Raw genomic sequence first — 26,053 nt, 5'->3', positions numbered from 1 at the left:
AATATTTTCTGACATCAAGCCTGGCTATAGTACAAATTTTATCTGCTATTATATTATCTTACTCAACTACAAATCGCTTTATTGGCAAAAAAACACCTGTACTAAATTTTTAATGACCTTTCTAAATCAATATAGTTAATGAATATGTGGATAAGTACGTCCACACACATTAAAAGTACTTATTCACATATTCATTAAACTCATAAAAATTAAGGTGTCATACTTTCCTCATAATCCTAGTGATTTTACATAAGTTAAAGTAGCATGCTTCCAAAGTTCTCTCCGCGGTCCAATATGGCTAAAACTTTAGTTCGCCAAGCCGCACTATACTTGTTAGGCGGAAGTGGACGGCAACATGTTTCGCACGAAGTCTAAGCTTCACTTTCTGCTCTTGCTTGTCCCTTCCATCGGCATTACTATCTTCACTTTCAATAAAACTATTGTTCTATACTCCTCTTGTTTATTGATAACAAAATTCTGTTTTATCAACCAACATCCTGTGCATAATTACAGCTAATTTTCTCGCTACTGCTACAATTGCTTTTTTCATCCCTTTTTTCTTTGCTAGCTTTAATCCCCAGCTTTTTAACTTAAATTTCTTCTTATTGACTACAAGTAAGACTTGTGCAGCCTCATACAACATACTTCTGCACTCCACTGGTCCCATTTTTGATATACTGCCATGATGATTAACCTCCCCAGAAGCGTACTGCCTTGGTGTCAATCCTATATAGGCTCCAACTGTATAAGATGTTTCAAATCTATATGGATTATCTATTGCAGCTTTAAATGTCATTGCTACTATCATACCAACTCCTGGGGTAGTAGTTAACAATTTGCAATCTTCGTCTTTTTCGCCTTGTCCTGAAAGTATTTTGTCAAGTTTTCTTATTGATTCTTCTATTGTTTCCAAACTACAAACTAATGCTTCTATTGAACTCCTACTGATTTCATCCAAATTATTCATTGCATCTTGTATTCTTAAGGCAAAAATTTCAAATTTTGCTCCTTTACCGAGCTTTATTCCATATATCTTCAATAATCCTCTTATTGTTCCAATGATTTGCTGCTTGTTGCATATTAACTGCCTTCTGCTTCCAAGCGCTACCTTAATTTTGCAAGATTCGTCTGATTTTACCAATACTTCTTTGTATAACCCAGCTCTCATCATTTGTGCTATACCTCTTGCATCATTTTTATCATTCTTATTGATCCTTGCAGATAATGCTGCTGCCATATGTCTTGCATCTACACAAATTACTGGTAATCCAAAATTCCTTAATTCTTTGCACATTGATATTGATAGCTGTCCACTTTCTATCCCTATCACTTCATATTCTTTGTCTTGGCCAAGCAAGCACTTAGCTATTGCATCACTCTCACTTGCAACAACTTCTTCTTTAATAATTTTTCCTTTCTCATCAACGATACTGATAAAAGTTTCTTTGAGTGAGACATCTAATCCGCTATAATATTTCATGAGACTACTCCTACTATAAAAGTTTAAATTATTTTTGAAGAACTTATTCTACTGAATTTGTTACTTCGCGCCAAAATAATGGAGTATGTCTCTCCATTATTCAACAGCAATTACAGTATGTTTCAGATTCTATATTCAACAAGGTACATTACTCTTGAGTGATTATATTCGTACCGTCTTAATTACTGCATCCAGGGTAGAAGGCTGTAACAATGTTGTTTCACTTATTAGGGTGGCTCGAGGGGCAATTGCTATTGAGAGAATTTTGCATAACCACTACTTTGCTATATATGCTATAAGTCGTGGAGAGAAATCTCTTGAGTGCTTAAATTTTACTAATTTTCTTTTGTCTACCTCATATAGCAACACTTATGAAGCCATAACAGTTTTGTATTCTTATATGTTTATATACAAGACTATCGTTGATAGTATGAAAAATAGATTCAAGAAAAATAATAGATATAAGGATTGGTTTGATTATTATAGCGGTAGTTTTATAGAATCTGGATGCATTATTTTGGAAAATATTGTTGATGAATATTGCAGCAGGGCAAGAGAAAATGAAAAGAGCAGGATGCTTAAGTTATTTAGAATAAGCGCCCAATTCATGTTAGATTTTTTGAATGGTGCATATAATTTTTCAAGATTCAATCAATTTCCTAAGGAACATTGACAATTTTAAGCTAATTTGTATCCTTAGTAAGTATTTTTTAAAATGCTATGAAAAGTAAAGAACATGATTTTCATTTAGTGGACCCAAGTCCTTGGCCAATTGCTATATCAGCAGCAATTCTTATTCTTGCACTTGGATTAGTTGGCGCGCTTCATAAACAAATTTTCGGAATGTTTTGTTTAGTTCTGGGAATCTCCGCAGTATCAGGGGTGCTGTTCTATTGGTGGAGAGATGTAATAAGGGAGGCCATTTATGATAAATGTCATACTACCATTGTAAAACATGGACTCAAATTTGCAATGTACTTATTTATTCTCTCGGAGGTCGTATTTTTTATAGTGTTCTTTTGTTCATTCTTTAAAGCCTGGCTTGATCCAGTTTTTTTATTTGAGGCGTTTTCTCCTGCAAAAAAAGTTGAATGGCCCCCTGAGGGAATTTTGCCACCTGATCCGTGGTCACTACCATTCATGAATACATTAATATTATTGCTTTCTGGTACAACAATTACTTGGGCAAATCACTCTTTACTTGAAAATGATAAAAAGAGCACGATTAAAATGCTGTCCATAACTATATTGCTTGGGGTTTTTTTATAATAGTGCAAGCAATAGAGTATCATGAAGCGAGTTTTTCTCTACAAGAAACAGGAGAAAAGCTTATTTATACATCCAATTTTTATATGATTACCGGTTTTCACTGCGCACACGTTATAATAGGAATAATATTTTTATCAGTGTGTTTATTTAGAGCGCGGAAAGGCCAGTTTACACCTCAGGACCATTTGTGCTTTGAGTTTGCCTCCTGGTATTGGCACTTTGTAGATGTAGTCTGGATGTTTTTATTTTTGTTTGTCTATTGGTTAAGCGTTTATTAAGTGGTTAAAATAATAGGTCTAGATCCAGGGATAAGCAAGACTGGTTGGGCCATTATCAGCCTGAACGAGAAAAATAATATTGAATTTTTGGGCGGCGGTACCATATCAACTGATGGAAAATTGGGTACAGGTGAACGCTTACATATAATTTTTGAACAATTAAAGAAAGTAATATTTCAATATTCTCCGAATGAAGCTGCAGTAGAAAAAATTTTTGTTAATAAAAATCCTAAATCTTCACTAACTTTAGGATATGCAAGAGGGGTTGTAATTTTAGCGTTAAAAATAACAAAGCTAACTATGAATGAATATGATGCAAACTATGTAAAAAAAAGCATTACCGGAAATGGCCATGCTGATAAGGATCAGATTATATTTATGGTGAAGCAAATAGTTAAAAATTTGAGTATAAAATGTCACCATGCTGCTGATGCTCTTGCTGTAGCAATTTGTCATGCTTATACGAAAGGTTCTTGTTTTGTTGAGTAACTTTTATATGAGATTCAGTTTGAAGATTTCCAGATCTGAAAAAACTATTTGATTGTATTTATTTTGTCTAACGTTCGTTGCAAAATAATACATGCGGAGATTTTATCATCTATTTTTTTTGATTTTGTGATTGATATTCCAGTGATTTTTAGTGTATGAGTTGCGATAGATGTTGAGAAGCTTTCGTCTTGTAAGTATATATGTACTTTATATTTTTTTATTATTTTATTTGCGAATTGGATTATGGTTTTACACCATTTAGTTTCTTGCTCGTCCATTTTTAATGGTAGTCCTATTACCATTGATCCAGCTTCATTTTCTTTGAATATTCTATGCAGATAACCTAAATCTTTGCTCATATTTTTCCTATAATATACACTATGAGCTGTGGCTATAAGCTGTGTTTTATCGCTAAATGCTATACCTATTTGCTTTTCTCCCATGTCAAGGCACATTATGCGCTTATCTTTTGGAATAGACTTTAGAAACTCATCTGGATTTCTATGTAGCATCTATTAGACTTCCTTTAAAGTGACCTTACCCAGAAAAAGTAGAGAGAAAGTCAAGAAAATTTTTTACAAAAAGAATAATGAATCAAATTGCTCAGGAATGCAATAATTAATAGCAGAATGTCTACGCTGTTTAATACACAGCTTCTAATTAAAACTCAACTGTATATTCTCTTCTTTTTGTCATTACTACTCCTTTTGAAAAAACATTTTTATTATAAAAAAACGCCTTTTCTTTCTCTTCACTCTTTCTGGGTAAGGTCATATTTTAATTACTATAGGTTAAAAAGTTAAGACAAAAAATAAAAATGTGGGTTTTGTTTTGACTTTTTGTGTTAATTTTGCAGAATATTAAGATTATCATTTAAATAAAATACATGACGAAAGAGGATTGGGAAGCGGTAATTGGGCTTGAGGTGCACGCTCAAGTTTCTTCTAATACGAAGCTATTTTCTAGCTCATCAACGGAGTTTGGTGCTGAGCATAACACTCAAGTTTCTCTAGTTGATGCAGCAATGCCAGGTACGCTGCCAATACTAAATTATTACTGCATAGAGCAAGCAATACGCACCGGTCTTGCAATTTCTGCAGAAATTAATAAGTGTTCTTACTTTGATCGGAAAAATTATTTTTATCCTGATTTACCGCAAGGTTACCAGATAACCCAGTTTTTTGAGCCAATAGTTAAAAATGGTAGAGTATTTATCAACGACAATGAAAAGGAAATAAGAATTGCGAGAATTCATTTAGAGCAAGACGCAGGAAAGAGCGTTCATGAGGAAAGCAAAACTTATGTGGATTTAAATCGTGCAGGGGTTGCTTTAATGGAAATTGTTTCAGAACCAGATCTCCGTTCATCTGCGGAAGCTGCAGAATGCATGAAAAAATTGAGGCAGATTTTGCGTTACATTGGTTCATGTGATGGTGATATGGAAAAGGGATCACTTCGTTGTGATGCAAATGTTTCTGTCCGCCTAAAAGGCAGTAGCACATTTGGCACTCGTTGTGAGATAAAAAATCTGAACTCGATACGTTATATTGTGCAAGCTATAGACTATGAAATACAAAGACAAATTGAAATTTTAGAAGGTGGGGAAGAAATAAGTCAAGATACCTTATTGTTTGACGTTGCTTCGGGAAAAACAAAAGTGATGCGAAACAAAGAAGATGCAAGCGACTATAGATACTTCCCTGAGCCTGATTTATTACCTGTTGAGGTAAGCCAGGAGAAAATTGATTTAATTCAATCATCTTTGCCTGAGTTGCCAGAGCAGAAAAAGCAGCGATACATTGAAAAATTAGGTATCAACGAATACGATGCAAATGTCATTACTTCCGATAAGGCGATTGCTGATTACTTTGAGGAATTGATAAAAAAACATGATTCAAAGCTCGCGGTCACCTGGTTAACTGTAGAGCTTTTCGGTCGTTTAAATAAAGCAAATATTGATATTGTGAGCTCCCCAATCAAAGCAAATGCTTTGTCAGAACTCTTAGATTTTATCGTTGATGGAACGATCTCTGCTAAACTTGGTAAACAAGTTTTTGATATTATGTTTGAAACTGGAAAGCCTGCATCCCTTATTATAGAAGAGCAGGATCTCAAGCAAATAACTGACAAATGTCAAATTTCAGAGGTAATAGATAAAATCATCAATGACAACCAAGATAAAGTTCAAGAATACAAAAGCGGTAAAACAAAATTATATGGTTTCTTTGTTGGTGAAGTCATGAAATTCACCAAGGGAAAAGCCAGCCCTGATGTTGTGAATTCAATTTTGAGTGAAAGATTAAGTAATTAGTCACATTTTTTTATTTACATAACAGCACATCTCGTAGATATTCCAAGGTCTTTGTTACGATATCTGTATATCATGACATATAACTTTTTTACCATTTATGGGTACTATTTATAAAATTATGTGAGGTTGAGGATGCCTGAAACTTATCCTGCTGGAGGGAGAAAACGCTCTTTTCATGGTGATATTTACCAATTGAAGTGGCTAATGCTGTTTCTCAAACGTGCAGTAGATAGAGAATATTCTTTCCGCTTAGCCACAGAAATGGAATCAGCTGCAGGTTTTGATGATATTGTTTTTCGATATAGGCAAAATGGAACAACAGTACATAGGTTTGTACAAATCAAACACAAGCAAAATGAATGCGAAAAAATCGGTGTAGGCAAATTGCTTTCAAAAGATAAAAGTGGTGAATTTAGCTTGGCAAAATATTTTGTTCCCTACCTAAAGACTAAAAATAATCAAGATTTTGCAGATGGTGACCTAGAGGACTTTATTATCTGTACTAATATCGGTTTCGATCTAGCTCAAAGTACAACACAAAATACAATAAAAAAGTTGAAAGTAAAAACTTCGGGACCAAACAAGGGAATAGAAATTGCAGTTGAAGTAATAAGCACTAGTGATATTTTTTTTAAATACGGCGGTACGAGATACAAGTTCTCTTATACTCACGATAACATGATTTCAATAGTGCAACCGGCATTTAAGAGTGCTGTAAAAGAAGCAATAGAAGAATTGGAAAAGGAGATAAAAGAACTTCAAGGTAAATCAGATCAAAACTCAAAAAGAAAATTGGAAAGAAATCAGGTATGGCAACGTGAGTTTGAGCGAATGACAAATGAAGGCAGGTTAGAAGAGAATATAAGGGAATTTTTTGATAAATTAGTATTTGCAGTAAATCAACCTAACGAGATAAAACTAGCGGAAATCATTGAGAATGAGTTAGGCAAAGAATTTAATAATATCGATAAAAAGAACGTTTATGGTCGCTTTCTGGTAGAAGTTCTGGATTGGATGAAAGCAAGAGAGGGAAAGTTTCTATCACATGAAGAAATAAATGAGTTTTTTGAAAAAATAAGAGAGGAAATTTTAGGAGCGATTTGGTTTGGCATAATAGAGCCAGTGGCATCTTTTACTGGTAGAAGTATTGAATTAAAAGCCTTACATGACGCACTACAAAGGAGCACGGGCAGGCAAGCGGTGATATCGCAGGTTGCTACTATTAGTGGTCTTGGAGGAGTGGGAAAAAGTGAGTTAGCTAGGAAATATGCTTACAAGTATGGAAAGTATTATGGTGGCAATGTTATATGGATAAGTGCTGAAAACTCTAAGACTATGGAAAGTTCTTTTCTGGACTTAGCTAAAGATGATAAACTAGGCATTTCTCCCCAGGATAAGTACGGAAATGACAAGATGATAGAAACTATTGTTAAAGAAACATATGCTTTTTTTGCAAGAAGGGGAAGGAGAAGCCTGTTCATTTTTGATAATGCTGAGGGATATAAAGGTATTAAAAGGTTTTTACCTTCATCTTTACATCCTAGGCATAAAAAACCTTATGTTTTAATTACTTCTCGTGACTGTAAGTGGAATGTGAGAGGAGATACCGTCTTGTTAGTCAACAAAAAAATTATAAAAATTTCCCAAGTTGCATCATAAAATCAAAAAATACTTCCAATTGTGTAACAGTACACAGATTATAGTTAGTGGATATGTTGATAAGTAAACTTCATCTGTTTTGTGCGTATAAAACTAATTTACTTATCAACATATCCACTAACCAACAACATTCAATAAATTTGTGTAAGATACCACTTTACATAAGATAGATAGGAAGCATTTTTGATTTTAAAGTACTAAACCTTCAGTCAACCTCCTAGCCCTGTAGTTTTTGATATGGTTAGGATCAAAAGCACTTTTGGATGTCAGAATACCGAAAATGATATGGAGTAGCTTACGCATTGCAGCACCAACGATGGCCATATTATGCTTACCCTTTTCCTTTAATCTTTGGCAAAAGCTCATAATGATAGGATTGTGATTCTTAGCTACTATGGCAGGAAAGAAAAGTGCCTTACGTAATGTTTGTGAACCGGATTTACTTAATCTGGGTTTGGCATATACAGAGGAACCTGACGTCATATTTCGTGGTATAACTCCTGTATATGCTGCCAATTGCCTGGCATCTCTAAAAACCTCTATATCAGAAACTTCAGCTAAAATAGCTATTGCTGATTCTTCTCCTATGCCTGGAATAGTCAATAGAAGTTGAAAATTTTCCAACAATTCTTTGTGTTGATTTAATAGTTCACGTACGGAGTTTTTTATTGTTTCTATTTTTTGAGCTATATTCATTGCAAGGTCTTCCCAAGCATTTGCAACTTCTTTAGGCAGTCTCTCTTTTTTTCTAAGTGGTTATTTACTAATGTTAACTCATCTTTTAACGCAACTGAGCAACGATAAAGATGTTTTAATTTTTTCATTTCAGGAGAAGGTGGTGTCCAACTAGAAGGTTCCTGTCTTTGGCAATAATCAGCAATAACTTCTGCATCGGTCTGATCATTCTTTTGTCGTATCAGCTTACTCCTTGCATAAGATTTTATGCAATAAGGATTTACAACACTTACAAAATGTCCAGCATTGTGTAGAAATTCAGCCAGTGCTTCGCTATAACAACCAGTAGATTCCATGCAGGTTTTTACTTTTTCTACATTATGTTTGTGTAGAAAATTCAGTAGACTTTGAAACCATCGTTCTTAAAGCTTCTTTTTCTAGTTTCACGCTTTCCTTTTTTGCTTATAAATGAGAGAAAAACATCAAAGCGATCTTTTGATATATCTATGCCCAAAAAGTTGTTGATCATATATAACCCCATACGTTACCATTAAAAATGAAAAGTAAGGCTAGTCTTGTGAATACAGAATTAGAACCATTCAGGTCTTTCTACGATACCGTCCAGCCTATACTTTTGAGAAGGGAATTCTTATCTCCTCTACAGATTTTATATCTAAGAAGAAGCACAGAGTTCCTCCCTTCTCCACCTAATGCTTAAGCTTAAAACATTAGATGCTTTTGACAAGATACAAGTAGAAGATATCCTTATTGCCTGCGTTGATGGGCTGAAAAGCTTTCCTGCAGCTATAAACAGTGTCTTTCCTAATGCGGAAGTGCAGATGTGTATAGTGCATCAGATACGCAACTCACTGAAGTATGTGGCCAGTAAAGATGCGAAGAGTTTTTTGAGCGATTTAAAGAAGGTATATCAAGCTTCAAGCAAGGAAATTGCCGAGAATTATCTGTTGGAATTGGATGAAAAATGGGGCACAAAGTACCCTATGGTTATAAAATCTTGGCAGAATAATTGGGAAAACTTGTCTGGTTATTTTAAGTATTCTGGTCCAGTTAGGAGGATAATCTACACCACCAATCCCATAGAGGGGCTACATAGGCAAATTAGGAAATTCACTAAGACCAAAGGCTCATTTACCAGCATAAATGCCTTGTATAAGCAGGTATATTGTGCTATAAAGAAGGCAGAGGAAAAGTGGACGATGCCTGTACATGATTGGGCATTAACTATCTCTCAACTTGATGTTTTCTTTCCTGGCAGATTGAAAATTGAGTTGAACTAAAAATGCGGTTTGACACAGTTTATTTAACACTCCCTTTAAGCATAGAAACCACTTTATCGTAACTTGGCAATGATTTAATTTCTCCAATTGCAGCTAGAGTAGTTTTTTCATGCTGAGATAACAATTCTTTTGCTGCTTTTTTTACGTTAGCAGTGGTAACTGCACTAATTTTTTCTATTAATTCATTTTTACTGATGTACCTATTATAGTTACCATAGTAGTGCCCCAATGTTTCAGCGCGTGAGCTAACACTTTCGCGTGACATTAAAATTTGGGATTTTATTCGCTCTTTCACTCTATTTACTTCTTCTTCCCTCAGATTATCTGTAGACAGCTTCTTCAACTCTGTCGTCATAGATTTTAAAAGCTTATCTAAGTTACTACTATCTGTGCCAGCAAAAATGGAAAACATCCCTGTATCAGTGTAGCTGGAATTAAATGAATAAACAGAGTAAGCTAATCCCTGCTTTTCCCTTACTTCCTGGAACAGACGTGATGACATTCCGCTCCCTAATATAGAATCAAGCACTTGAAACGTGTGATATTTATCGTCATAACGAGAAACGCTAGGTAGACCAATTAGCAAGTGCACCTGATCTAATTTACGATGTTCTAAATACTCACCACCAGTGTAGCTCGTCGCATTTTGGCTTTTTTTCAGCTTTTTAGAATGAATCTTTGAGAGAAAATCTTTGGTTAATGCAACAACTTCTTCATGTTCAACATTTCCTGCAACGGCAAATAGCATATTCTCGCCAAAGTAATGCTCATTTATGTAGTTATTTAGATCTTCTCGAGTAAAAGATTTTACAGTATCTTGCGTGCCTAAGATTGACCTGCCGAAAGGTTGATCTTCATAAGCTGCCTCAAAATATTTATCGAAAACAATGTCACTTGGTGAATCATTAGTTTGAAAAATCTCTTGTATTACAACGCCCTTCTCACGTTCCAATTCATCTTCTGGAAATGTTGAATTCATCAATATATCTATTAATATATCAATACCAGTTTTTATGTCTTTCTTGAGGACTTTTGCATAATAGGTGGTGCTTTCCCTACCGGTGCTGGCGTTGAAAACCCCACCTATGTCGTCAAAAGCTTTTGCAATTTCAAACGCAGTTCTTGTCTTCGTTCCTTTGAAAGCCATGTGTTCTAGAAAATGGGATATTCCATTTTGATTTGCACTTTCCGCTCTACTGCCAACACCAACTCGTATGCTTAAAGCTACGGAATCAACATCACGCACCTGCTCAGTTATTATGCGCAGACCATTATCTAATTTTGTTACCTGAGGTGTATTCATCTTATGTATTCTTTTTTAAATTTTCTTCTGCAAAATCCCAATTAATCAAATGGTCAAGGAAAACTTTTATGTAGTCAATTCTACGGTTTTGACAATCTAAATAATAGGCGTGCTCCCAGACATCCATAGTGAGTAATGGAACTTGGCCATAAATTAATGGCAAATCTGCATTTGGAGTTTTGGTGATTTTGAGCTTTCCTTTTTCGAGCACTAACCATACCCATCCACTACCAAATTGGCTTACTCCATGATTGGCAAATTCCCCACAAAACTTATCAAAACCACCGATATCATCTTGAATTTTTTTTGCCAGAAAACCATCATCTTTAGGTTTACCACCACCATTCTTCTTCATTGAATTCCAATAAAAAGTGTGGTTCCAAACTTGCGCTGCGTTATTAAATATGGGAACTTTATCGCTATTACCATGCACTTTTGTTATTAATTCCTCAATTTTCACATGTTGATAATCTGTATTTTCAACTAGCTCGTTGAGTTTATTTAAATATCCTTTATGGTGCTTATCATAATGAAAATCTAAGGTTTTTGCAGATATGTAAGGCTCCAAAGCTGTTTTATCATATGGTAATTCAGGTAAAGTAAAACTCATGACAATCTCCTTATTTTTGACCTACTTGGATGGTATTGTAATATGTGCTCTTGTGCAACATATAATTAATAGCTAAAACATTAGGTATCTATTGCATTATTCTAAGTTTTATATCACAATAATGATTATTATATAAGCCATAGAAACGGATTAAATACAAAAACTTCCTTGACAAACTCCGCCAGCCCCCTTATCATGGTATTGAAGGTATTCAGTTATCTTCATCTGTGCAGATTAAACAGCAAAAAAACAACGTACTTGGCGTCTTATTTTTAATTTTTCGCACTATGTGCACCTTATGTCTTCACAATATTTCTAGGTTTTTACCTACACAAGCTGAAACGCGCTTATAAGTCGTTTAAGACAGTATAGTACGCTAATTTGCAGGATTAGAGAGTGACAACTAGCTAACGCGGGGTTTCTTTTGCCTTTTTTTCTGCTTAGTAAATTTCTTAAACATTTAAACTAAGGTGAGTTGCATTTAAAAGCAGCTAAATTGCAGTGTTTAAGACTTAAAAAACGCCAAATACTGAAAATAGATAATGACCAGGGCTTCTTTTGCCTTTTTTCTTCGTTTAGTAAATTTCTTAATGTTTATAGCTAAAGTAACTTAGGTTCATCGACAATCGTCATCCCGCTACTTGTTAGCGGGATCTATGCTAAGAGATACCGCGAATGAATCGCGGTATGACGGTTCGTGACGGTATGACGGTTCGCGGTGGCATCTCGTCATCCCGCTACGTGTTAGCGGTATGACGGTTGTCAGTAAACCTGAATTACTTTAGCTATGCAATGAGATTTCCTAAAAAACACTTTATAGCTCTTGAGTATAAAAAAAAATTCCTTTAATAATAAGGCATGCTAATCAGGAATTTAATCAAACAAGCGACTAAAGTAGGAAGCAGTGAAAATGCAATACGATATATTGAGTATCTCTATCAATTTGAGAAGTTTAGAAACACATTAAACCTCACTTTATCACTAATAAAGCAAAATAAGCTTTCGTTTGAAATATACCAAGAGGGATTAGTGGATATGGAAGAAGGGGTGTGTAAGACAATCAGGTCTTCCGGTGTAAATAGGTATGTTATTGTGCTGAGAAGGTCAAATCCATACATTATAGTGCATGAACTTTCACATATGGTTGAAAATGAGCTTAACTTGAGCCTAGAGCAGGAATTTCTCCATAAGGTTTACCAGGATATTGAGCAGAATTTAAGGCAAGCAAATGTTCTTGTGCAGAAAATTATTAGCCAAGTTATATTTAAGGAGATACAAGCTTATCAAACTGCAAAGTCACGCGCATCTGAATTGTTTGCACGCTATTTTGAGCTATTTGCTTGGGCACAAGAGGTTTATCCTAAGGATAAAGAATACTTAATTCGCACTCAAGATTTAAACAAAGTGTTCCTTGCTACTGATCAATGGAAAAAGAGCTGCCTGGATCCACAAATGATGGATAGAATAGATAAGGAAATCAAGGAATACAGCAATAAAACCGCCACTAAAGACGTAACCAAAGTGCAAAGCAGTTGGACTAATAAATTTTCTCCTGGGGGCAAAAAAATTAGCTCCATATTTGGAGATGATGATTAGCTTATAGTGCAGGTTTTCCTACGTCATACCGCAATTCATTCCACGACTGTACGAACGTCTAGTTTAGTGATAAAATGTATATAATTATTGATGTCATTCAAGCATTTACATTTGTTACATCAGCACTCACATTTGTCATCTCAGTCTCCTCTTCCTGTCATCTCAGTGCGTGACACTGGGATCTAAATTTTATGAAAAACTATTATATTTATATACTTGCAAGTAGACACAATAAGGCTCTATGTATAGGTGTTACGTCGAATTTAATTAAACGAATTTGGGAGCATAAGAACAAGGTTATTCCCGGTTTTACGTCGAAATATAATGTACAAAAATTAGTTTATTTTGAAGAATTTCAAGACGTAGATTCGGCTCTTGATAGAGAAAAACTTCTAAAAAGTTGGAGAAGGGAATGGAAAATCAATTTAGTTGCAAGAAAAAACCCAAATTGGTATGATTTATATTACGAAATTACTAAGTGAGATCCCAGTGTCACGCACTGGGATGACGAGAGAGGAGACCTGGAATAACAAGAAAGTGCTCCATCTCAATAGCGCAATGTTCATACGATTGTAGATTCATTCGCGGTATCTCATCAGCTAACAAGCAGCGGAATGACGGTTGTCGGTAAATCTTTTAGCTATAGAAGTTAACTTTGCAGTTAACTTCTACAGCGTTTCAAGGTATAGTTTTTATAATAAAGTGCTCGAATATACATGAAAACCATTTTAGCTGTTGAAACAAGCTGCGATGAAACTGCAGTAGCGATTGTAAATAGTGACAAGCAAGTCCTTGCTCACGAAATTCTCTCCCAAGCAGAACACAAAAAACGCGGTGGGGTGATCCCTGAAATAGCCTCACGTGCTCATATGGAGCATTTAAGTGGTCTAATAAAAAGCGCCGTGGAAAAATCTAACCTTAACTTTTGTGATCTCAATGCAATTGCAGCAACATCAGGACCAGGACTCATAGGTGGATTAATAGTTGGTACAATGATGGCTAAAGCAATTGCGCATGTAGCACAAAAACCGTTCATTGCAGTGAATCACTTAGAAGCGCATGCATTAGTTATTAGGTTACTGCATGAGGTGAAATTTCCGTTTTTAGTTCTATTAATATCAGGTGGTCACTGTCAATTTTTAATTGCACAGGATGTAGGTAAATATATTAAACTCGGGGAGACACTTGATGACTCGTTAGGAGAAGCATTTGATAAAGTTGCTAAGATGCTGGGTTTAAGCTATCCCGGAGGGCCATTAATTGAAAAGTTAGCTAAAAAAGGCAATGGTGAAAGATTTAAACTGCCAAGGGCGATGATAAAACGTTCTGGATGTAACTTTTCGTTTTCTGGAATCAAGACAGCAGTAAAAAACTTAGTGCAGAAACTCGAAATGAGCGAGCAAGATGTGTGTGATGTGTGTGCTTCGTTTCAAGAGTGTATTAGTGACATACTGCTGGACAGGGTTAGTAATGCGATTATTATGGCCGAATCTTTAAATATCAAAATCAATGACTTTGTGATTACCGGCGGAGTTGCAGCAAATAATTTTTTGAGAGAAAAACTGAAAGAACACATAAACTTAAACATATTTTTCCCCTAATAATCTATGTACAGACAATGCAGTAATGGTTGGATGGGCAGGAATTGAAAGGTTACAGAAGAATTATATAGATCCACTTAATTTTGCACCAAGACCTAAGTGGGAGTTAGAAAGTTATTAAAAACTCTCAATTCTGAATTATAGCTAAAGTGACTTAGGTTTACCGACGATTTGAAAAACGACAAATTCGTCATTCCGCTACGTGTTAGCGGAATCTACGCCGCGAATGAATCTATAGCTGTACGAACATTGTGATTTGAGAACAATTTCCACAAGGGATGACAGCTACCCTGACAACCGTCATCCCGCTACGTGTTAGCGGGATCTCTTGTTAGCGCCGTGGCGGTATGACGTAGGATTGCTGTCATTCCGCTGCTTGTTAGCGGATGAGATACCGCGAATAAATCGCGGTATGACGGTTTGCGGCTGCATGACGATGGTTTATACCTCGTCATCCCGCTGCTTGTTAGCGGGATCTCTTGTTAGCGCCGCGGCGGTATGACGTAGCTCAGCTATAGGCAATGAAGGAAATATTAACTATACTTCTTTTTACCATTGTTTATATTTCCTATTCACATATATTAATATTTTACTCACTTAAAGCAGGCTAACTGCCGTTATTAATATTTTTGTAATAAAAATTGTATATGGTGCATGTAATTAAATTAAGAGGAAGATTGTGGAAATTACGCCATCAATAAAAAAAGAATTGAAGCAAAGTACTCTATATATTTGCCTAGAAAAATGCAAAAGTGCATTTTGGTTTATCTTTTGGTTTAGTGCGGGAATCAATTTATTAATGTTATTTCTACCACTTTATACCTCTCAAGTGCTTGATCGGGTGATATCAAGCGAAAGTGTATCAACACTAACTATGCTGACAATTATCACTTTATCTGCATTTGCATGTTCTGCAATGCTTGAAACTTGTCGATATTTAGCCATGGCAAAAATAGGTGATTGGATCGATAAAACTGCAACACCAGATCTGATAGTAAGGTCAATCAGGCTAACGTCAGTGCAGAGCTCAACTTCAAGTGGTGAAGCAATACGAGATCTCGGGGTAATAAAAAATTTCATTACAGGAAATGGTATATTCTCACTGTTTGATACTCCATGGTCGTTAATTTACCTTGTTGTGATTTTCATGATACACACCTCCACGGGGTTTATAGCTATTGCTGGAATCATTATATTAGTCTCTATGGCAATATGGAATGAACTTGCCACTAAACGAATATTACAAGAAACCAACGAAGAAACTATACGGAATATCAATGCTATAGATGTTGCAACAAGAAATGCAGAAGTAGTTGAAGCTATGGGCATGTCAGAATTCATAGTCTCTGATTGGTGTAAACGAAATGATCAGAATCGAGCAATGCAAATTAAAGCACAAAATCGCTCTAATGTAATTACTGGAATCACTAAGTTTTTGCGCTCAACTCTGCAAATATCAGTAATTGGAACAGGTGCATTACTTGCAATTACAGCTCATAAAACTGCTGGTAGCATCATCGCTGCTTCAATTTTAATGGGTAGAGTATTAGCACCATTTGACGCTGCGGTTCATACTTGGAAGTTTTTAAATCAGGCTAGAATGTCATATGGAAGGCTACAAAGACTTATATTAACATCACCAAAAAGAGAGCAAACGATGGCTCTACCAGAACCTGAAGGAAAATTGGAATTTGATAGAGTATTTTTTACTCCTTATGGAAGCAATAAGCCAACAGTAAAAGGAATATCATTTATTATAGAACCAGGGGACGTAGTAGGTGTGATTGGTGCAAGTGCTTCTGGTAAATCCACTATCGCAAAATTAACTGTTGGTGTATGGAAGCCAATATCTGGTGTAGTCAGACTAGATGGCGCTGATGTATATACTTGGAATCGAGAAAATTTTGGTAATTATGTTGGCTACTTACCTCAAGATATTGAGTTATTTAACACTAGTGTCAAAGCTAATATTGCTCGCATGAGACCAGATCCAAATCCTGAAGAAATAATCAAAGCAGCAAAAATTGCAGGAATACATGAACTAATACTAAGCTTACCAAATGGATATGATACAACAATAGGAGGTCCTGGAGGAGTAACGCTCTCTGGCGGCCAAAAACAGCTTCTTGGACTTGCCAGAGCTTTTTATGGTCACACAAAACTTTTAGTACTTGATGAACCAAACGCTAACTTAGATAGCAATGGAGAGGCATGCTTAATTAATGCAATTGGCATTGCAAGAAAGCAAAATACTACTACTGTTATCATCACTCACAAGCTACCGTTATTGTCCGTAGTTGATAAGGTGATCCTCATGTCAGATGGTGTCATTTACGCTATGGGACCAAAAGATGAGATTTTGAGCAAATTAGTTGCTCCATCATCAAATACCAAAGAAGATGAGCGCTCTTCAGCAAATGGTTAGTTTACTTACACTAAATTCTGTATCTGAAATAACAACTGTTCCAGTATTACTAGAAATGTTTACCATTAGAAATAATATTACAAGAATAGTAAATAGATTAATAACTCCTATTAATTAAAGTTAATCGGCAGATAGTGTATATTTCTAATTAATGAGTTTTCTTAATTTATTAATTAAATAGCTTAATATTAGTAGTGATTTTATAAAAAAAATTATAATATAAATAATGTTGCTGCGAAAATTTATAACAATATTTCCCTCTAACGTTTAATGAATTTCAATAAATTGCCTTTTTAATTCTAGATAAGTATATGCTTTGTTAATATGTTTAGTTCAAAATCCAAAAGTAAGTTTATGCTTTCTATTGGAGAAGAAGGCATAATGTTACTATATTTTAAAAATAATACTTTAAATAAAAGGTATTTTGTTAAGGGCAAAAACGATAAAGCAGTTTCCGATTTAATTTCATGTCTTTCATCAGACAAAAAAGCACCTTTATACCTGGTGCTTAATCATGCAGATCAAAATTACTCGCTACAGTTTATTACAAGGGCAAACAAGATTAGTGCCTATCTATCAGCAAAAACAAAGATGGAGCATTTTTCTCGTAATAATGACATAAGTTCAGTTTTTTTGGTTGAGAAGCCAAACAAATTCAATCAAAACTGGTGCTATCTTCTTGTTTCATCAAAAGCAAAGCATTTAGTAGAATATTGGTTGAATGTGTTTATTGAGATAGGCTCCAACTTTAAGGGAATATTAATGTTTCCTATAGAAATAAGTAATATAACAAAAAAGATTCTACATAAAGATCCTAATAATTGGAAAATTATAGTTGCTGCAACTAAAACGGGAGGCTATAGACAAGTGGTTCTTAAAGAGAATAAAATGATATTTACGCGTTTAGTACCATTTACTAATGATAATTTACCAGGAATTATTGCTGGTGGAATATATCAGGAAGTGCAAGATACTATTCGATCCTTAACTAAGTTTGGGTTTGAAAAAAATAACCCTATCGACCTTTGCATCATAGTGTCAGAAGATATTAAAGCTAGTTTATCAGTCATAAATTTTTCAGAGAACAGTGTGAACATATTAACTCCATATGAGTTAGGCAAACTATTAGGAGCAGAACTAGCTATAAGTGAAAAAGATAACTTTTGCGATACCATAATTTTGTTTCACAGCTTTAAGAATAAATTAGCAGCTATTTTTAATACAAAGGAAACTAAAGAATTTTATCTATTCAATTATCTTTATTTAAACTCTCCTCAAATTTTTCTGTACTTCGCTTTGGTTTTAGTCGTAATTAACGCCCTTTGTTTGCTAAATTTGTATTCAAACTTCAGTGTCGCTGATAATTTATCCGCAAAGCAGAGCACCTTAAATAACCAATTAACAAAACTTAGCCAAAGCTATAATGTAAAAAAAATAGATGAAATTTATGATTTTATTAATATCAATAATATTTTATCAAAAATAGAATACTCTCCTCTTACACAAGTTAAGTATGTAGAAAAGTTAAAAGTACCAGGTATAGAGCTTCGATCATTTGAATGGAATTATAATGAGGCAAAAAGTTATATTACCACAACTTTAAGGTTTAATTTTCGATCCGGTAAAAATATTTCCTATCAATACGAGAAACTACGAAAAAATTTAAACGATAATTTTCGTACCTATGACATTAATATTTCTAACTTACCTGCTGCTAAAGGGCAAAATCTATCTATTGATGTTGAAATAGGAGAGGCAATGTAGATTAATGACTATCTCTCAATTAAAAAGAAAAGCTACAATTCAGTTTATATCGTGTTTGTTATTATCTGTTGGATTAATAGGGTTATTAACATATGTTGTTATCTATAACGAAAAGGTTTATAATAAAAACCAAATTGCGATTGATAAAATACGTTCTATTAATTTACAGATTACTGGAATTCAAAAAAAGGAAGTTGTTCTAAATAAAAACCTAGATTTATGGAAAAAAATTTCTTCTTCAAATTTACACAGTAGCAGATACATTGCAAATTTAAATTTCGAGCTTAGCAGGTTATATAAAAAGTACTATATATTAGAACCTGAAATATCAATTTCTATACCCGAAGAAGTTGAGCTCCACAACAAAAGTGAACGCACAAAAGTAATAAAAAGTGAAGTGGTCCTAAATTTAAGTTCAATCAGCGATAAGCATATTTTTTTATTTCTACAGTCTATTCCAAATCTGCCCGGTTATGTTATGATCAAATCTCTTATTTTAAACAAGCAGAGAAATATTGATGCTGCAACTATGAATCAAATTTTGAATGGTAATATGATAGAGATAGTGAGAGTTAATATAGTCTTTGATTGGTATACTATATTAAGTAGATAAGGTGATGAACATAAAGCTGTTTTTTATTTTTACGCTACTCATTTCCAATGTTAATGCATATTGCAGTTGTGAAGATATCATAGAAAGCATAGAAATTTGTAAGGAGTATTCTTGCCGACAATATATTGGCAATGAAGATTTTATTGAGCATAAAATATTAGGATTAAATAGTGGAAATTTATGCGTATATATAGAAAAACAAGGTGATAATGAAATGGTTTGTCATCATTCTCAGTATGGAATGATGATAGAAAAAGATATTTTGAAAGTATTCTTAAAGTTGGCAATCAAGAAATCGATGATTTTATTGATATAGCAAATTTGCGTGCAAAAGAGTGTTTCTTTATTAACAATCAAAAACTAAGCTATACAGATCGGGACGATATAATAAGAGAAGCAGTGGAAAGTGACTTTGACGTTTTGTCACAATATAGTAACGTAAAAAGCATTTTTTTTGATGAAGAGCCAGTTAATAGAATGGTCAATGAAATGGAAAAGTTCAATTTACGGTCTTCAAGAGCTGCAAAAGAGGAGGTATCAGATAATTTCAACTGTAAGGTAGTGAGTTTAGACTCAATTTTATATCTTTCTTCCGATACATGGAAAATATGGGTAAATGGAAAGCTGTTTATAAATACTAAGGACTTAAAGGTGCACTCAGTCACTGAAAATTGTGTGACTTTTGTATGGGCCGTAGATCAAAAAGCAATAAAAAAGCATGCGAATGATTCTCAAAATGTATATCTTGGACATGGGAGTGTTATGTTTACGCTTTATCCAAAACAAAAATTTGACTTGGATAGCTTATCTATTAAATAATTTAGTATATAGCCAAAGTGACTTAGGTTTACCGACAATTTGAAAAACCGTCATCCCGCTGCTCGTTAGCGGGATCTCAACATAGATACCGCGGGTGGGTAGCTATATATGCGCTTGTAGCTCAGTTGGATAGAGCGTTGCCCTCCGGAGGCAAAGGCCGTGGGTTCGAATCCCTCCAAGCGCACTTTTAATTAAATTTGACAATAGTACTTTCACATAAGATAATAAAGGGATTTATTTAGAGCATAATTATGTCTGGTGGTACCATAAACAAAGTCATATTAGTTGGTAATTTAGGAAAAGATCCTGAAATTAGGACTACACAAAATGGAAAAGAGATGGCAAGTTTTTCAATAGCCACGTCTGAAAGTTGGACTGACAAACTTTCCGGTATGCGCTCTGAAAAGACAGAATGGCATAATATTGTAATTTTTAGTGAAGGATTAGTAAAAATCGTCAAAGATTTTGCACGCAAAGGCAGTAAAGTTTATGTTGAAGGTTCTTTGAGAACTAGAAAATGGACTGACCAAAACGGTAGTGAAAGATACACAACAGAGGTGGTTCTATATAATTTTAATAGCGCTCTTACTCTCTTGGATTCGCGACCAAATTCCGATTACAAGCCAAGTGAATACAAGCAAAATGAAACAGAACAAAAAAATAAGCACGAAAGTTTTGACAACGATATAAAAGATGAACTAATCGACGATGAAATACCATTTTAACAATTTAAATTGAAATTTATATTTTTATGGACTGCTTGTGTTACTCCTTTTAATTGCAATGGGGATGACATAGATTACCGCAGTTTGCAGCGTTTACTTACAATACAAGCTGAAGCTGAAAATGGCGTAGTGTTACTGGGTAGCACAGGTGAAGGCCTATCGCTTACTGATTCTGAAAAGCGTACATTAGTTGAATTTGTATGTAAGCTAAAATTAAATACGAAAATTATAATTGGTGTACCAGGAGTGAATCTATATCAAACTCTTCAATGGCTTGATTTTTGCAAGGGTATGCCTATTCATGGCTATCTAATGACAACTCCCATTTATGCAAAGCCCGGAATTATGGGGCAGACTTTATGGTTTGAAAAGCTGCTTGAGAAAGCACATGTGCCGGCTATGTTTTACAATATTCCATCGAGAGCAGGAGTGAGTCTTCACGCTGAAACTGTACGCAACTTATCCAGCCACGAAAAATTTTGGGCTATCAAAGATTCAAGTGGCACCGTTGATACTTTAGCTCAGTATAAGAAAGTTGCTCCAAATATTGAGGTCTTTTACGGAGATGATAATATGATATCCGATATGGCCGCTTATGGTGCGGCTGGTCTGGTTTCCGTTGCTTCCAATGTTTGGCCACATGTAGCACATGAATATGTTAAGCAATGCCTACTGTCATTCCAGCACGTAACTAGAAAAAAAACAACTCCTCAAATGACAGGAAATGACATGAAAAGTTCAACAGATATCTGGCAACAAGCTTGCAAAGCTCTATTTATTGCCAGCAACCCAATACCCACTAAAGCACTTTTGCATGATATTGGTCTTATAGAACATCAAACTGTCCGCCTACCACTCAGCACAGAAGACTTGCCTTCTGTTGAAAAATTGAGGCAAGCTAATAAAATGATTCTTGGATGGAAAGAACTGACTAATGACTAGGGCTAGGAACACAACCTGCACTAGCACCATTAACTTTCACACCGCTGTCAACCGAGCTACCTGGTGGTGTTGGTGGAGAAGAAGAGCGTTCAGTTATTGCACTAAAAAGTGACATAATAACTTTGCATGCTACTGCAGCTAAGACGGCTATAGCTAGGGGCGATTCAAGGCCAAGGGCAGCTAAACCTGCTCCAACTCCAAAAGAAACAACAGCCCCTGCTATAAGAGGTAAAACACACTTACTCAATTTATCAAACAATTCAGCTTTTTCATTTATCTTTTTTTGGTCATATATATTACCGTATATTTTATCGAGAGAGCTTCTATCTATAAGCAATAAAATGCCAACAAGCGTACACGCAACTAGCGGGAGCATAGAGCCAATCATCCCCCCTGCGATCAAAGGCGGTAAACTAGGACAATATTTAAGAGCTGTGATACTAGCTATAAGCCCTACAGACCCTATGGCTATTGCTGCATATGATGCAAACTTTTTTAGGTTTACCGACGATTTGAAAAACGACAAATTCGTCATTCCGCTACTAGTTAGTGGAATCTATGCCGAGATACCGCGAATGAATCGCGGTATGACGTGTTGCTTGGGTCAGCTATAGGACCTGTACCAGCACCATGACCTTACCCAGAAAAAATGGAGAGAAAGAAAGGAGTTTTTTTGTGGTAATCCAATCAATCCGTAACCGTTCACAGATTTCCACTTAATTCTTCAATCTCACTAATAGAAAGGCCTGTAAACTTGACAATAGTGTTGACATCAACATTATTAGCCAGCATTGCTTTTGCGACTTCAATTTTCCCTTCAATTTTCCCTTCAATTTTCCCTTCAATTTTCCCTTCAATTTTCCCTTCAATTTTTCCTTTCTCTATACCTTTTTGTATACCTTTCTCTTCAGCAAGATCAAGTCTGTATTCAAGAATGGCTTCTTCTTTCCGTAGATCCATTATTCTTTCTTCGTAAGCTACTAAATCTTTTTCGTTCCAACGAAACTTGTCTAATTCATCATATGCTAGCTTTATTATTGGCGCTTTTTCTGCAATTTTCTTTAGATCTTCATCTGTCGTTTCTTCAGCATATTTAAAGAAAAATAGCCAACGATCTACTATGCTTTCTAGCTGTTCTACTTTGCTTTTTGTAAATTTAGGTAACTCAATAAAGACAAATTGAAAATCTTTTAAGTAATGGCCGTTGGTTTTTATATCACGTATATTATGAGTAGAGATATAACCAACTTCTTCAGGAAGTAAGTTACAATTGGAAATAGCAATAAAGAAGACTTTCTTTAAATCAATGTAGTTGCCAGATTTATCTAATTGTCTTGAGTAGGCTTTAGCGGCATATAATTGAGCGCGTTTTTCGAAGCCCTTGTCTCTAGCGAGCTGCATTTCTGCTATATATCTATTTCCATGAGAATCCTTGCAGAGAACATCAACAATACTTTGTTTATCAGAGGCAACTTCGGGATCCATAATAGTGCTAAGAAACTCAACTTCTTGTATTGCATTTATCTCAGTAAACCCTAAAATATCGTTCAAAAAGTGGATCAGGATATTCTTATTTTTTTCCGTTCCAAAGATTTTTTTGAAACACAAATCATTGCGAGGATCGAGAAATTTTGAAAGAGCCATGGCAAAAATGCTTGAAAATATTAATAATTATACACTATTATTAACAATTATTCAACCATATTTTTGAAGATAGCTATAGCTAAAGTGACTTAGGTTTACCGATAATTTGAAAAACAAAAATTCGTCATTCCGCTACTTGTTAGCGGAATCTATGCTGAGATACTGCGAATAAATCGCGGTATGACGTGTTGCTTGGGTCAGCTATAGGACCTGTACCAGCACCATGACCTTACCCAGAAAAAATGGAGAGAAAGAAAGGAGTTTTTTTGTGGTAATCCAATCAATCCAATTAACAGCTTGCTCATTATAGTCTTGCAACTTTGATTTAATATACAATCCAAATGTTATTTGAACACTCCCAAACTTATCACTTTATGCCACTGGTCTTCATCTAAAATTTCTACACCTAATTCCACTGCCTTTTTATATTTGGATCCTGGTTTTTCTCCTGCAATTAGGTAGTCAGTTTTAGCAGAAAGATGTGAGCTGACCTTTGCTCCTAGAGTTTTGGCTCTTACTTTTGCCTCTCCTCTACTCATAGCAAGTAGCTTACCAGTAAACACTATAATTTTATTATTTAAAACAGAGTCACTAGAGTTGGAGTTCACAGGAAGAATTTGAAGACAAGCAGTAAGATCATTTAACATTTTGATGTTATGTTCCTTAGAAAAAAATGATTCCAAAGATTCAGCCCCTTTTTTTCCTATGCCGTCTATACCGACTAGCTCAGTATTATCTGATGACAGTTCAATCATCGAATTATACCAATTATCATAAGAAACATAATAATCTGCAAGCAATTCTGCTGCAACTTGGCCAATAAATCTAATACCTAAAGAAAATATAAACCTATCTAGAGTTATTACCCTTCTGCTTTGTATAGAATTTAACAAATTAGCTATAGATTTCTCGCCCCAGCCAGACTGTCCTTCCAGATTAAATTCATCCAATTTTTCTTCTAAAGTAAAAATATCATGGATTTGTTTTATCAGATCAAGGTCGTAAAAAAACTCTATCTGCTTATCACCAAGGCCAACAATGTCAAATGCATCTTTCGATACAAAATGCTTTAGTTTTTCTATTATTTGAGCTTTACAGGCAAATTCCTCAGGACATCTTACTGCCGCCTCTCCCTCAACCTGACGTACTTTACTACCACATTCAGGGCATACTCCAGGAAACACAAATTCAGGTGTATTTGGAAGACGAGAATCTCTGCTTACTTCAACGATCTGGGGAATTACATCTCCTGCCCTTTTGATTGTTACAATATCTCCCTCTCTTATGTCTTTACGTTTTATCTCATCTTGGTTATGCAGACTTGCTCTACTAACTAGCACCCCACCAATATTGACTGGCACTAAATCTGCAACTGGAGTTAAAACCCCTGTTCTGCCCACCTGTATAAATATCTTATTTAACTTTGTTTTTGCATAAACCGCAGAAAACTTGTATGCAAGTGCTGAGCGCGGTGCTTTGTGAGTATTCCCTAGACGATTTTGTAGTACCAAATCATTTACTTTATAGACTATTCCATCAATATCATAATCCAAGTTATAGCGACAATTATAGACCTCGTTATAGAACTTCAGCATTCCATCCAAACTACTCGTTAAGGACTGATGCTCATTTACGCAAAAACCAAGTGCCTCAAGCTTATTTAGTATTTCACTTTGACTTTTCTCTGCTCCACCAATCAAAGAATAAGCAAAATATCTAAGTGGTCTACTTGCTGTAATGTTTGCATCCAATTGCTTTAGAGAACCAGCAGCTGCATTTCGAGGATTGGCAAATTCATCGTTTTCATTTAACTTTAAAAAGTCGCTGTTACTGATGTATATTTCACCTCTTACTTCTAGTCTTCCTTGCACGCCTTGCAAAAACTTAGGAAAGCCTTTTATTGTTGCAACATTGTGAGTGACATCTTCCCCTAAAAAACCGTCACCTCGAGTTGCAGCTTTAACAAATCTCCCATCCTCATAAATTGCAGAAAACGACAACCCATCAATTTTTGGCTCACATAATATCTCTATTTTGTCCTCAATTAAAAACCTCTTTATTTTAGACAAAAATTTCTCTACATCTTGTTCATCATAAGCATTCTCAAGAGAAAGCATAGGTTCTTGATGTTCCACCTTAGAAAACCTCTCATCAGGTGGAGCACCAACACTATCTTGTGTTGCATAAATTTCTGGAAATTGTGCCTCTATTTCAGCTAACTTTTTCTTCAGTTCATCATATTCAGCATCACTTATTTCTGGCTTATTTTTTTGGTGATACAAAACATTATGATAATTTATTTGATCTTGCAGTTTTTCTCTCATCTTTTCTAAGTTAGTCATGATATCAATATGATGCTACATTAGCCTTTGTCGTCAAGTTGTGAATTTTCTTGAATTTATCATATGGTCTTAATCCATCAAATATCAAAGGTGCCACAATGCTATAGCCATACTTATTCTTCTCTTGCTCAATTGTATTAGCAGATCTCACTTGCTTTAGCCGTATATTTATATAAAATTAAAATAAATTAGAGTAAATAAGTTATTATT

General features: G+C 34.9%; 21 protein-coding genes, 1 tRNA gene and 5 pseudogenes. 18 read left to right on the top strand and 9 right to left on the bottom strand.

Features of this window, described 5'->3' with window-relative positions; genetic code table 11:
• Positions 1-460: 460 nt before the first annotated feature.
• Positions 461-1,480: an IS110 family RNA-guided transposase gene (locus NMD99_RS03720; protein WP_309165827.1), complete on the bottom strand. Its 1,020-nt coding sequence runs from the start codon at positions 1,478-1,480 to the stop codon at positions 461-463.
• 85 nt (positions 1,481-1,565) lie between these two features.
• Here NMD99_RS03720 and NMD99_RS03715 point away from each other — a divergent pair, with 85 nt between their 5' ends.
• The 3 genes and pseudogenes from NMD99_RS03715 (at position 1,566) to ruvC (ending at position 3,516) form a co-directional block, all read left to right on the top strand.
• Complete coding sequence (locus tag NMD99_RS03715; RefSeq protein WP_309166870.1) at positions 1,566-2,153, top strand: thiaminase II/PqqC family protein; 588 nt, start codon at positions 1,566-1,568, stop codon at positions 2,151-2,153.
• A 47-nt stretch (positions 2,154-2,200) separates the two neighbouring features.
• Positions 2,201-3,027 (top strand): annotated as a pseudogene (locus NMD99_RS03710) (cytochrome c oxidase subunit 3).
• Positions 3,028-3,516: a crossover junction endodeoxyribonuclease RuvC gene (gene ruvC, locus NMD99_RS03705; RefSeq protein WP_253309367.1), complete on the top strand. Its 489-nt coding sequence runs from the start codon at positions 3,028-3,030 to the stop codon at positions 3,514-3,516. It abuts the pseudogene before it with no gap.
• Positions 3,517-3,560: 44 nt separating this feature from the next.
• Here the strand turns inward: ruvC and ruvX are convergent, their stop codons facing one another.
• Positions 3,561-4,028 carry a Holliday junction resolvase RuvX gene (gene ruvX, locus NMD99_RS03700; RefSeq protein WP_253309368.1) on the bottom strand — a complete coding sequence of 156 codons (468 nt, stop codon included), beginning with the start codon at positions 4,026-4,028 and terminating at the stop codon, positions 3,561-3,563.
• 374 nt (positions 4,029-4,402) lie between these two features.
• On the opposite strand from ruvX, the gene gatB reads away from it, so the two are divergent.
• Together gatB and NMD99_RS03690 are read left to right on the top strand one after the other, a co-directional pair.
• Positions 4,403-5,827 (top strand): Asp-tRNA(Asn)/Glu-tRNA(Gln) amidotransferase subunit GatB, encoded by a 1,425-nt coding sequence (gene gatB / locus NMD99_RS03695; RefSeq protein WP_264687817.1) that lies wholly within the window; start codon positions 4,403-4,405, stop codon positions 5,825-5,827.
• A 132-nt stretch (positions 5,828-5,959) separates the two neighbouring features.
• On the top strand, positions 5,960-7,486 hold the full coding sequence (locus NMD99_RS03690; protein WP_253309369.1) for an ATP-binding protein: 1,527 nt from the start codon (positions 5,960-5,962) through the stop codon (positions 7,484-7,486).
• A gap of 189 nt (positions 7,487-7,675) precedes the next feature.
• Here the strand turns inward: NMD99_RS03690 and NMD99_RS03685 are convergent.
• Positions 7,676-8,690 (bottom strand): annotated as a pseudogene (locus NMD99_RS03685) (IS110 family RNA-guided transposase).
• A 223-nt stretch (positions 8,691-8,913) separates the two neighbouring features.
• On the opposite strand from NMD99_RS03685, the pseudogene NMD99_RS03680 reads away from it, so the two are divergent.
• A pseudogene (locus tag NMD99_RS03680) lies at positions 8,914-9,459 on the top strand (IS256-like element ISWpi15 family transposase); the annotation flags it as partial.
• A 19-nt stretch (positions 9,460-9,478) separates the two neighbouring features.
• Here NMD99_RS03680 and NMD99_RS03675 read toward each other — a convergent pair.
• Together NMD99_RS03675 and NMD99_RS03670 are read right to left on the bottom strand one after the other, a co-directional pair.
• Positions 9,479-10,762: a M16 family metallopeptidase gene (locus NMD99_RS03675; protein ID WP_253309213.1), complete on the bottom strand. Its 1,284-nt coding sequence runs from the start codon at positions 10,760-10,762 to the stop codon at positions 9,479-9,481.
• A gap of 1 nt (position 10,763) precedes the next feature.
• Positions 10,764-11,372, bottom strand: coding sequence for a superoxide dismutase (locus NMD99_RS03670; RefSeq protein WP_264687915.1), 609 nt, complete (start codon positions 11,370-11,372; stop codon positions 10,764-10,766).
• A gap of 858 nt (positions 11,373-12,230) precedes the next feature.
• Here NMD99_RS03670 and NMD99_RS03665 point away from each other — a divergent pair.
• The 11 genes and pseudogenes from NMD99_RS03665 to dapA all read left to right on the top strand — a co-directional run bounded on the left by NMD99_RS03665 (position 12,231) and on the right by dapA (position 21,857).
• A complete protein-coding gene (locus tag NMD99_RS03665) occupies positions 12,231-12,968 on the top strand; it encodes a WD_0702 family putative metalloprotease (RefSeq protein ID WP_264735927.1) in 738 nt (245 codons plus the stop codon).
• A 191-nt stretch (positions 12,969-13,159) separates the two neighbouring features.
• Entirely contained in the window at positions 13,160-13,450 is a 291-nt protein-coding gene (locus tag NMD99_RS03660) for a GIY-YIG nuclease family protein (RefSeq protein WP_253309210.1), read from the top strand.
• Between the two features lie 234 nt (positions 13,451-13,684).
• Positions 13,685-14,690: pseudogene (gene tsaD, locus NMD99_RS03655) on the top strand (tRNA (adenosine(37)-N6)-threonylcarbamoyltransferase complex transferase subunit TsaD).
• Positions 14,691-14,897: 207 nt separating this feature from the next.
• Positions 14,898-15,071 carry a hypothetical protein gene (locus tag NMD99_RS03650; protein WP_309166863.1) on the top strand — a complete coding sequence of 58 codons (174 nt, stop codon included), beginning with the start codon at positions 14,898-14,900 and terminating at the stop codon, positions 15,069-15,071.
• Positions 15,072-15,248: 177 nt separating this feature from the next.
• Positions 15,249-16,994: a type I secretion system permease/ATPase gene (locus tag NMD99_RS03645; protein ID WP_264735926.1), complete on the top strand. Its 1,746-nt coding sequence runs from the start codon at positions 15,249-15,251 to the stop codon at positions 16,992-16,994.
• A 324-nt stretch (positions 16,995-17,318) separates the two neighbouring features.
• Positions 17,319-18,758: a hypothetical protein gene (locus NMD99_RS03640; protein WP_253309206.1), complete on the top strand. Its 1,440-nt coding sequence runs from the start codon at positions 17,319-17,321 to the stop codon at positions 18,756-18,758.
• A 4-nt stretch (positions 18,759-18,762) separates the two neighbouring features.
• Positions 18,763-19,371: a hypothetical protein gene (locus tag NMD99_RS03635; protein WP_253309205.1), complete on the top strand. Its 609-nt coding sequence runs from the start codon at positions 18,763-18,765 to the stop codon at positions 19,369-19,371.
• Between the two features lie 4 nt (positions 19,372-19,375).
• Positions 19,376-20,190, top strand: a pseudogene (locus NMD99_RS03630) (hypothetical protein).
• A 110-nt stretch (positions 20,191-20,300) separates the two neighbouring features.
• Positions 20,301-20,374, top strand: a tRNA-Arg gene (locus NMD99_RS03625).
• Positions 20,375-20,441: 67 nt separating this feature from the next.
• Entirely contained in the window at positions 20,442-20,915 is a 474-nt protein-coding gene (ssb, locus tag NMD99_RS03620; RefSeq protein WP_096616007.1) for a single-stranded DNA-binding protein, read from the top strand.
• A gap of 9 nt (positions 20,916-20,924) precedes the next feature.
• Positions 20,925-21,857, top strand: coding sequence for a 4-hydroxy-tetrahydrodipicolinate synthase (gene dapA, locus NMD99_RS03615; protein WP_309166854.1), 933 nt, complete (start codon positions 20,925-20,927; stop codon positions 21,855-21,857).
• Here the strand turns inward: dapA and NMD99_RS03610 are convergent.
• Positions 21,847-22,194: a hypothetical protein gene (locus NMD99_RS03610; RefSeq protein WP_309166851.1), complete on the bottom strand. Its 348-nt coding sequence runs from the start codon at positions 22,192-22,194 to the stop codon at positions 21,847-21,849. The two genes, dapA and NMD99_RS03610, sit on opposite strands and share 11 nt — an antisense overlap.
• Positions 22,195-22,198: 4 nt before the next feature.
• Between NMD99_RS03610 and NMD99_RS03605 the strand changes: the two genes are divergently transcribed.
• Positions 22,199-22,471: a hypothetical protein gene (locus tag NMD99_RS03605; protein ID WP_253309200.1), complete on the top strand. Its 273-nt coding sequence runs from the start codon at positions 22,199-22,201 to the stop codon at positions 22,469-22,471.
• Between the two features lie 88 nt (positions 22,472-22,559).
• On the opposite strand, the gene NMD99_RS03600 is transcribed toward NMD99_RS03605, so the two are convergent.
• From NMD99_RS03600 to NMD99_RS03590, 3 genes are all read right to left on the bottom strand, one after another.
• On the bottom strand, positions 22,560-23,501 hold the full coding sequence (locus NMD99_RS03600; protein WP_309166848.1) for an Rpn family recombination-promoting nuclease/putative transposase: 942 nt from the start codon (positions 23,499-23,501) through the stop codon (positions 22,560-22,562).
• Between the two features lie 344 nt (positions 23,502-23,845).
• Positions 23,846-25,843: an NAD-dependent DNA ligase LigA gene (ligA, locus tag NMD99_RS03595; RefSeq protein WP_253309199.1), complete on the bottom strand. Its 1,998-nt coding sequence runs from the start codon at positions 25,841-25,843 to the stop codon at positions 23,846-23,848.
• A gap of 4 nt (positions 25,844-25,847) precedes the next feature.
• Positions 25,848-25,994, bottom strand: a complete 147-nt coding sequence (locus tag NMD99_RS03590) for a hypothetical protein (RefSeq protein WP_264687924.1) — start codon at positions 25,992-25,994, stop codon at positions 25,848-25,850.
• Positions 25,995-26,053 lie beyond the last annotated feature (59 nt).

This window comes from Wolbachia endosymbiont of Listronotus oregonensis (genome assembly GCF_031205055.1).
GTDB lineage: Bacteria > Pseudomonadota > Alphaproteobacteria > Rickettsiales > Anaplasmataceae > Wolbachia.
This window is presented reverse-complemented; position numbering and strand designations above follow the sequence as displayed.

What these genes read in the sequence shown, in the direction of transcription:
- NMD99_RS03720 (WP_309165827.1), bottom strand. Translation starts at nt 1,480, where the DNA reads ATGAAATATTATAGCGGATTAGATGTCTCACTCAAAGAAACTTTTATC.
- NMD99_RS03715 (WP_309166870.1), top strand. Translation starts at nt 1,566, where the DNA reads ATGTCTCTCCATTATTCAACAGCAATTACAGTATGTTTCAGATTCTAT.
- ruvX (WP_253309368.1), bottom strand. Translation starts at nt 4,028, where the DNA reads ATGCTACATAGAAATCCAGATGAGTTTCTAAAGTCTATTCCAAAAGAT.
- gatB (WP_264687817.1), top strand. Translation starts at nt 4,403, where the DNA reads ATGACGAAAGAGGATTGGGAAGCGGTAATTGGGCTTGAGGTGCACGCT.
- NMD99_RS03690 (WP_253309369.1), top strand. Translation starts at nt 5,960, where the DNA reads ATGCCTGAAACTTATCCTGCTGGAGGGAGAAAACGCTCTTTTCATGGT.
- NMD99_RS03675 (WP_253309213.1), bottom strand. Translation starts at nt 10,762, where the DNA reads ATGAATACACCTCAGGTAACAAAATTAGATAATGGTCTGCGCATAATA.
- NMD99_RS03670 (WP_264687915.1), bottom strand. Translation starts at nt 11,372, where the DNA reads ATGAGTTTTACTTTACCTGAATTACCATATGATAAAACAGCTTTGGAG.
- NMD99_RS03665 (WP_264735927.1), top strand. Translation starts at nt 12,231, where the DNA reads ATGCTAATCAGGAATTTAATCAAACAAGCGACTAAAGTAGGAAGCAGT.
- NMD99_RS03660 (WP_253309210.1), top strand. Translation starts at nt 13,160, where the DNA reads ATGAAAAACTATTATATTTATATACTTGCAAGTAGACACAATAAGGCT.
- NMD99_RS03640 (WP_253309206.1), top strand. Translation starts at nt 17,319, where the DNA reads ATGTTTAGTTCAAAATCCAAAAGTAAGTTTATGCTTTCTATTGGAGAA.
- NMD99_RS03635 (WP_253309205.1), top strand. Translation starts at nt 18,763, where the DNA reads ATGACTATCTCTCAATTAAAAAGAAAAGCTACAATTCAGTTTATATCG.
- ssb (WP_096616007.1), top strand. Translation starts at nt 20,442, where the DNA reads ATGTCTGGTGGTACCATAAACAAAGTCATATTAGTTGGTAATTTAGGA.
- NMD99_RS03605 (WP_253309200.1), top strand. Translation starts at nt 22,199, where the DNA reads ATGCCAACAAGCGTACACGCAACTAGCGGGAGCATAGAGCCAATCATC.
- NMD99_RS03600 (WP_309166848.1), bottom strand. Translation starts at nt 23,501, where the DNA reads ATGGCTCTTTCAAAATTTCTCGATCCTCGCAATGATTTGTGTTTCAAA.
- ligA (WP_253309199.1), bottom strand. Translation starts at nt 25,843, where the DNA reads ATGACTAACTTAGAAAAGATGAGAGAAAAACTGCAAGATCAAATAAAT.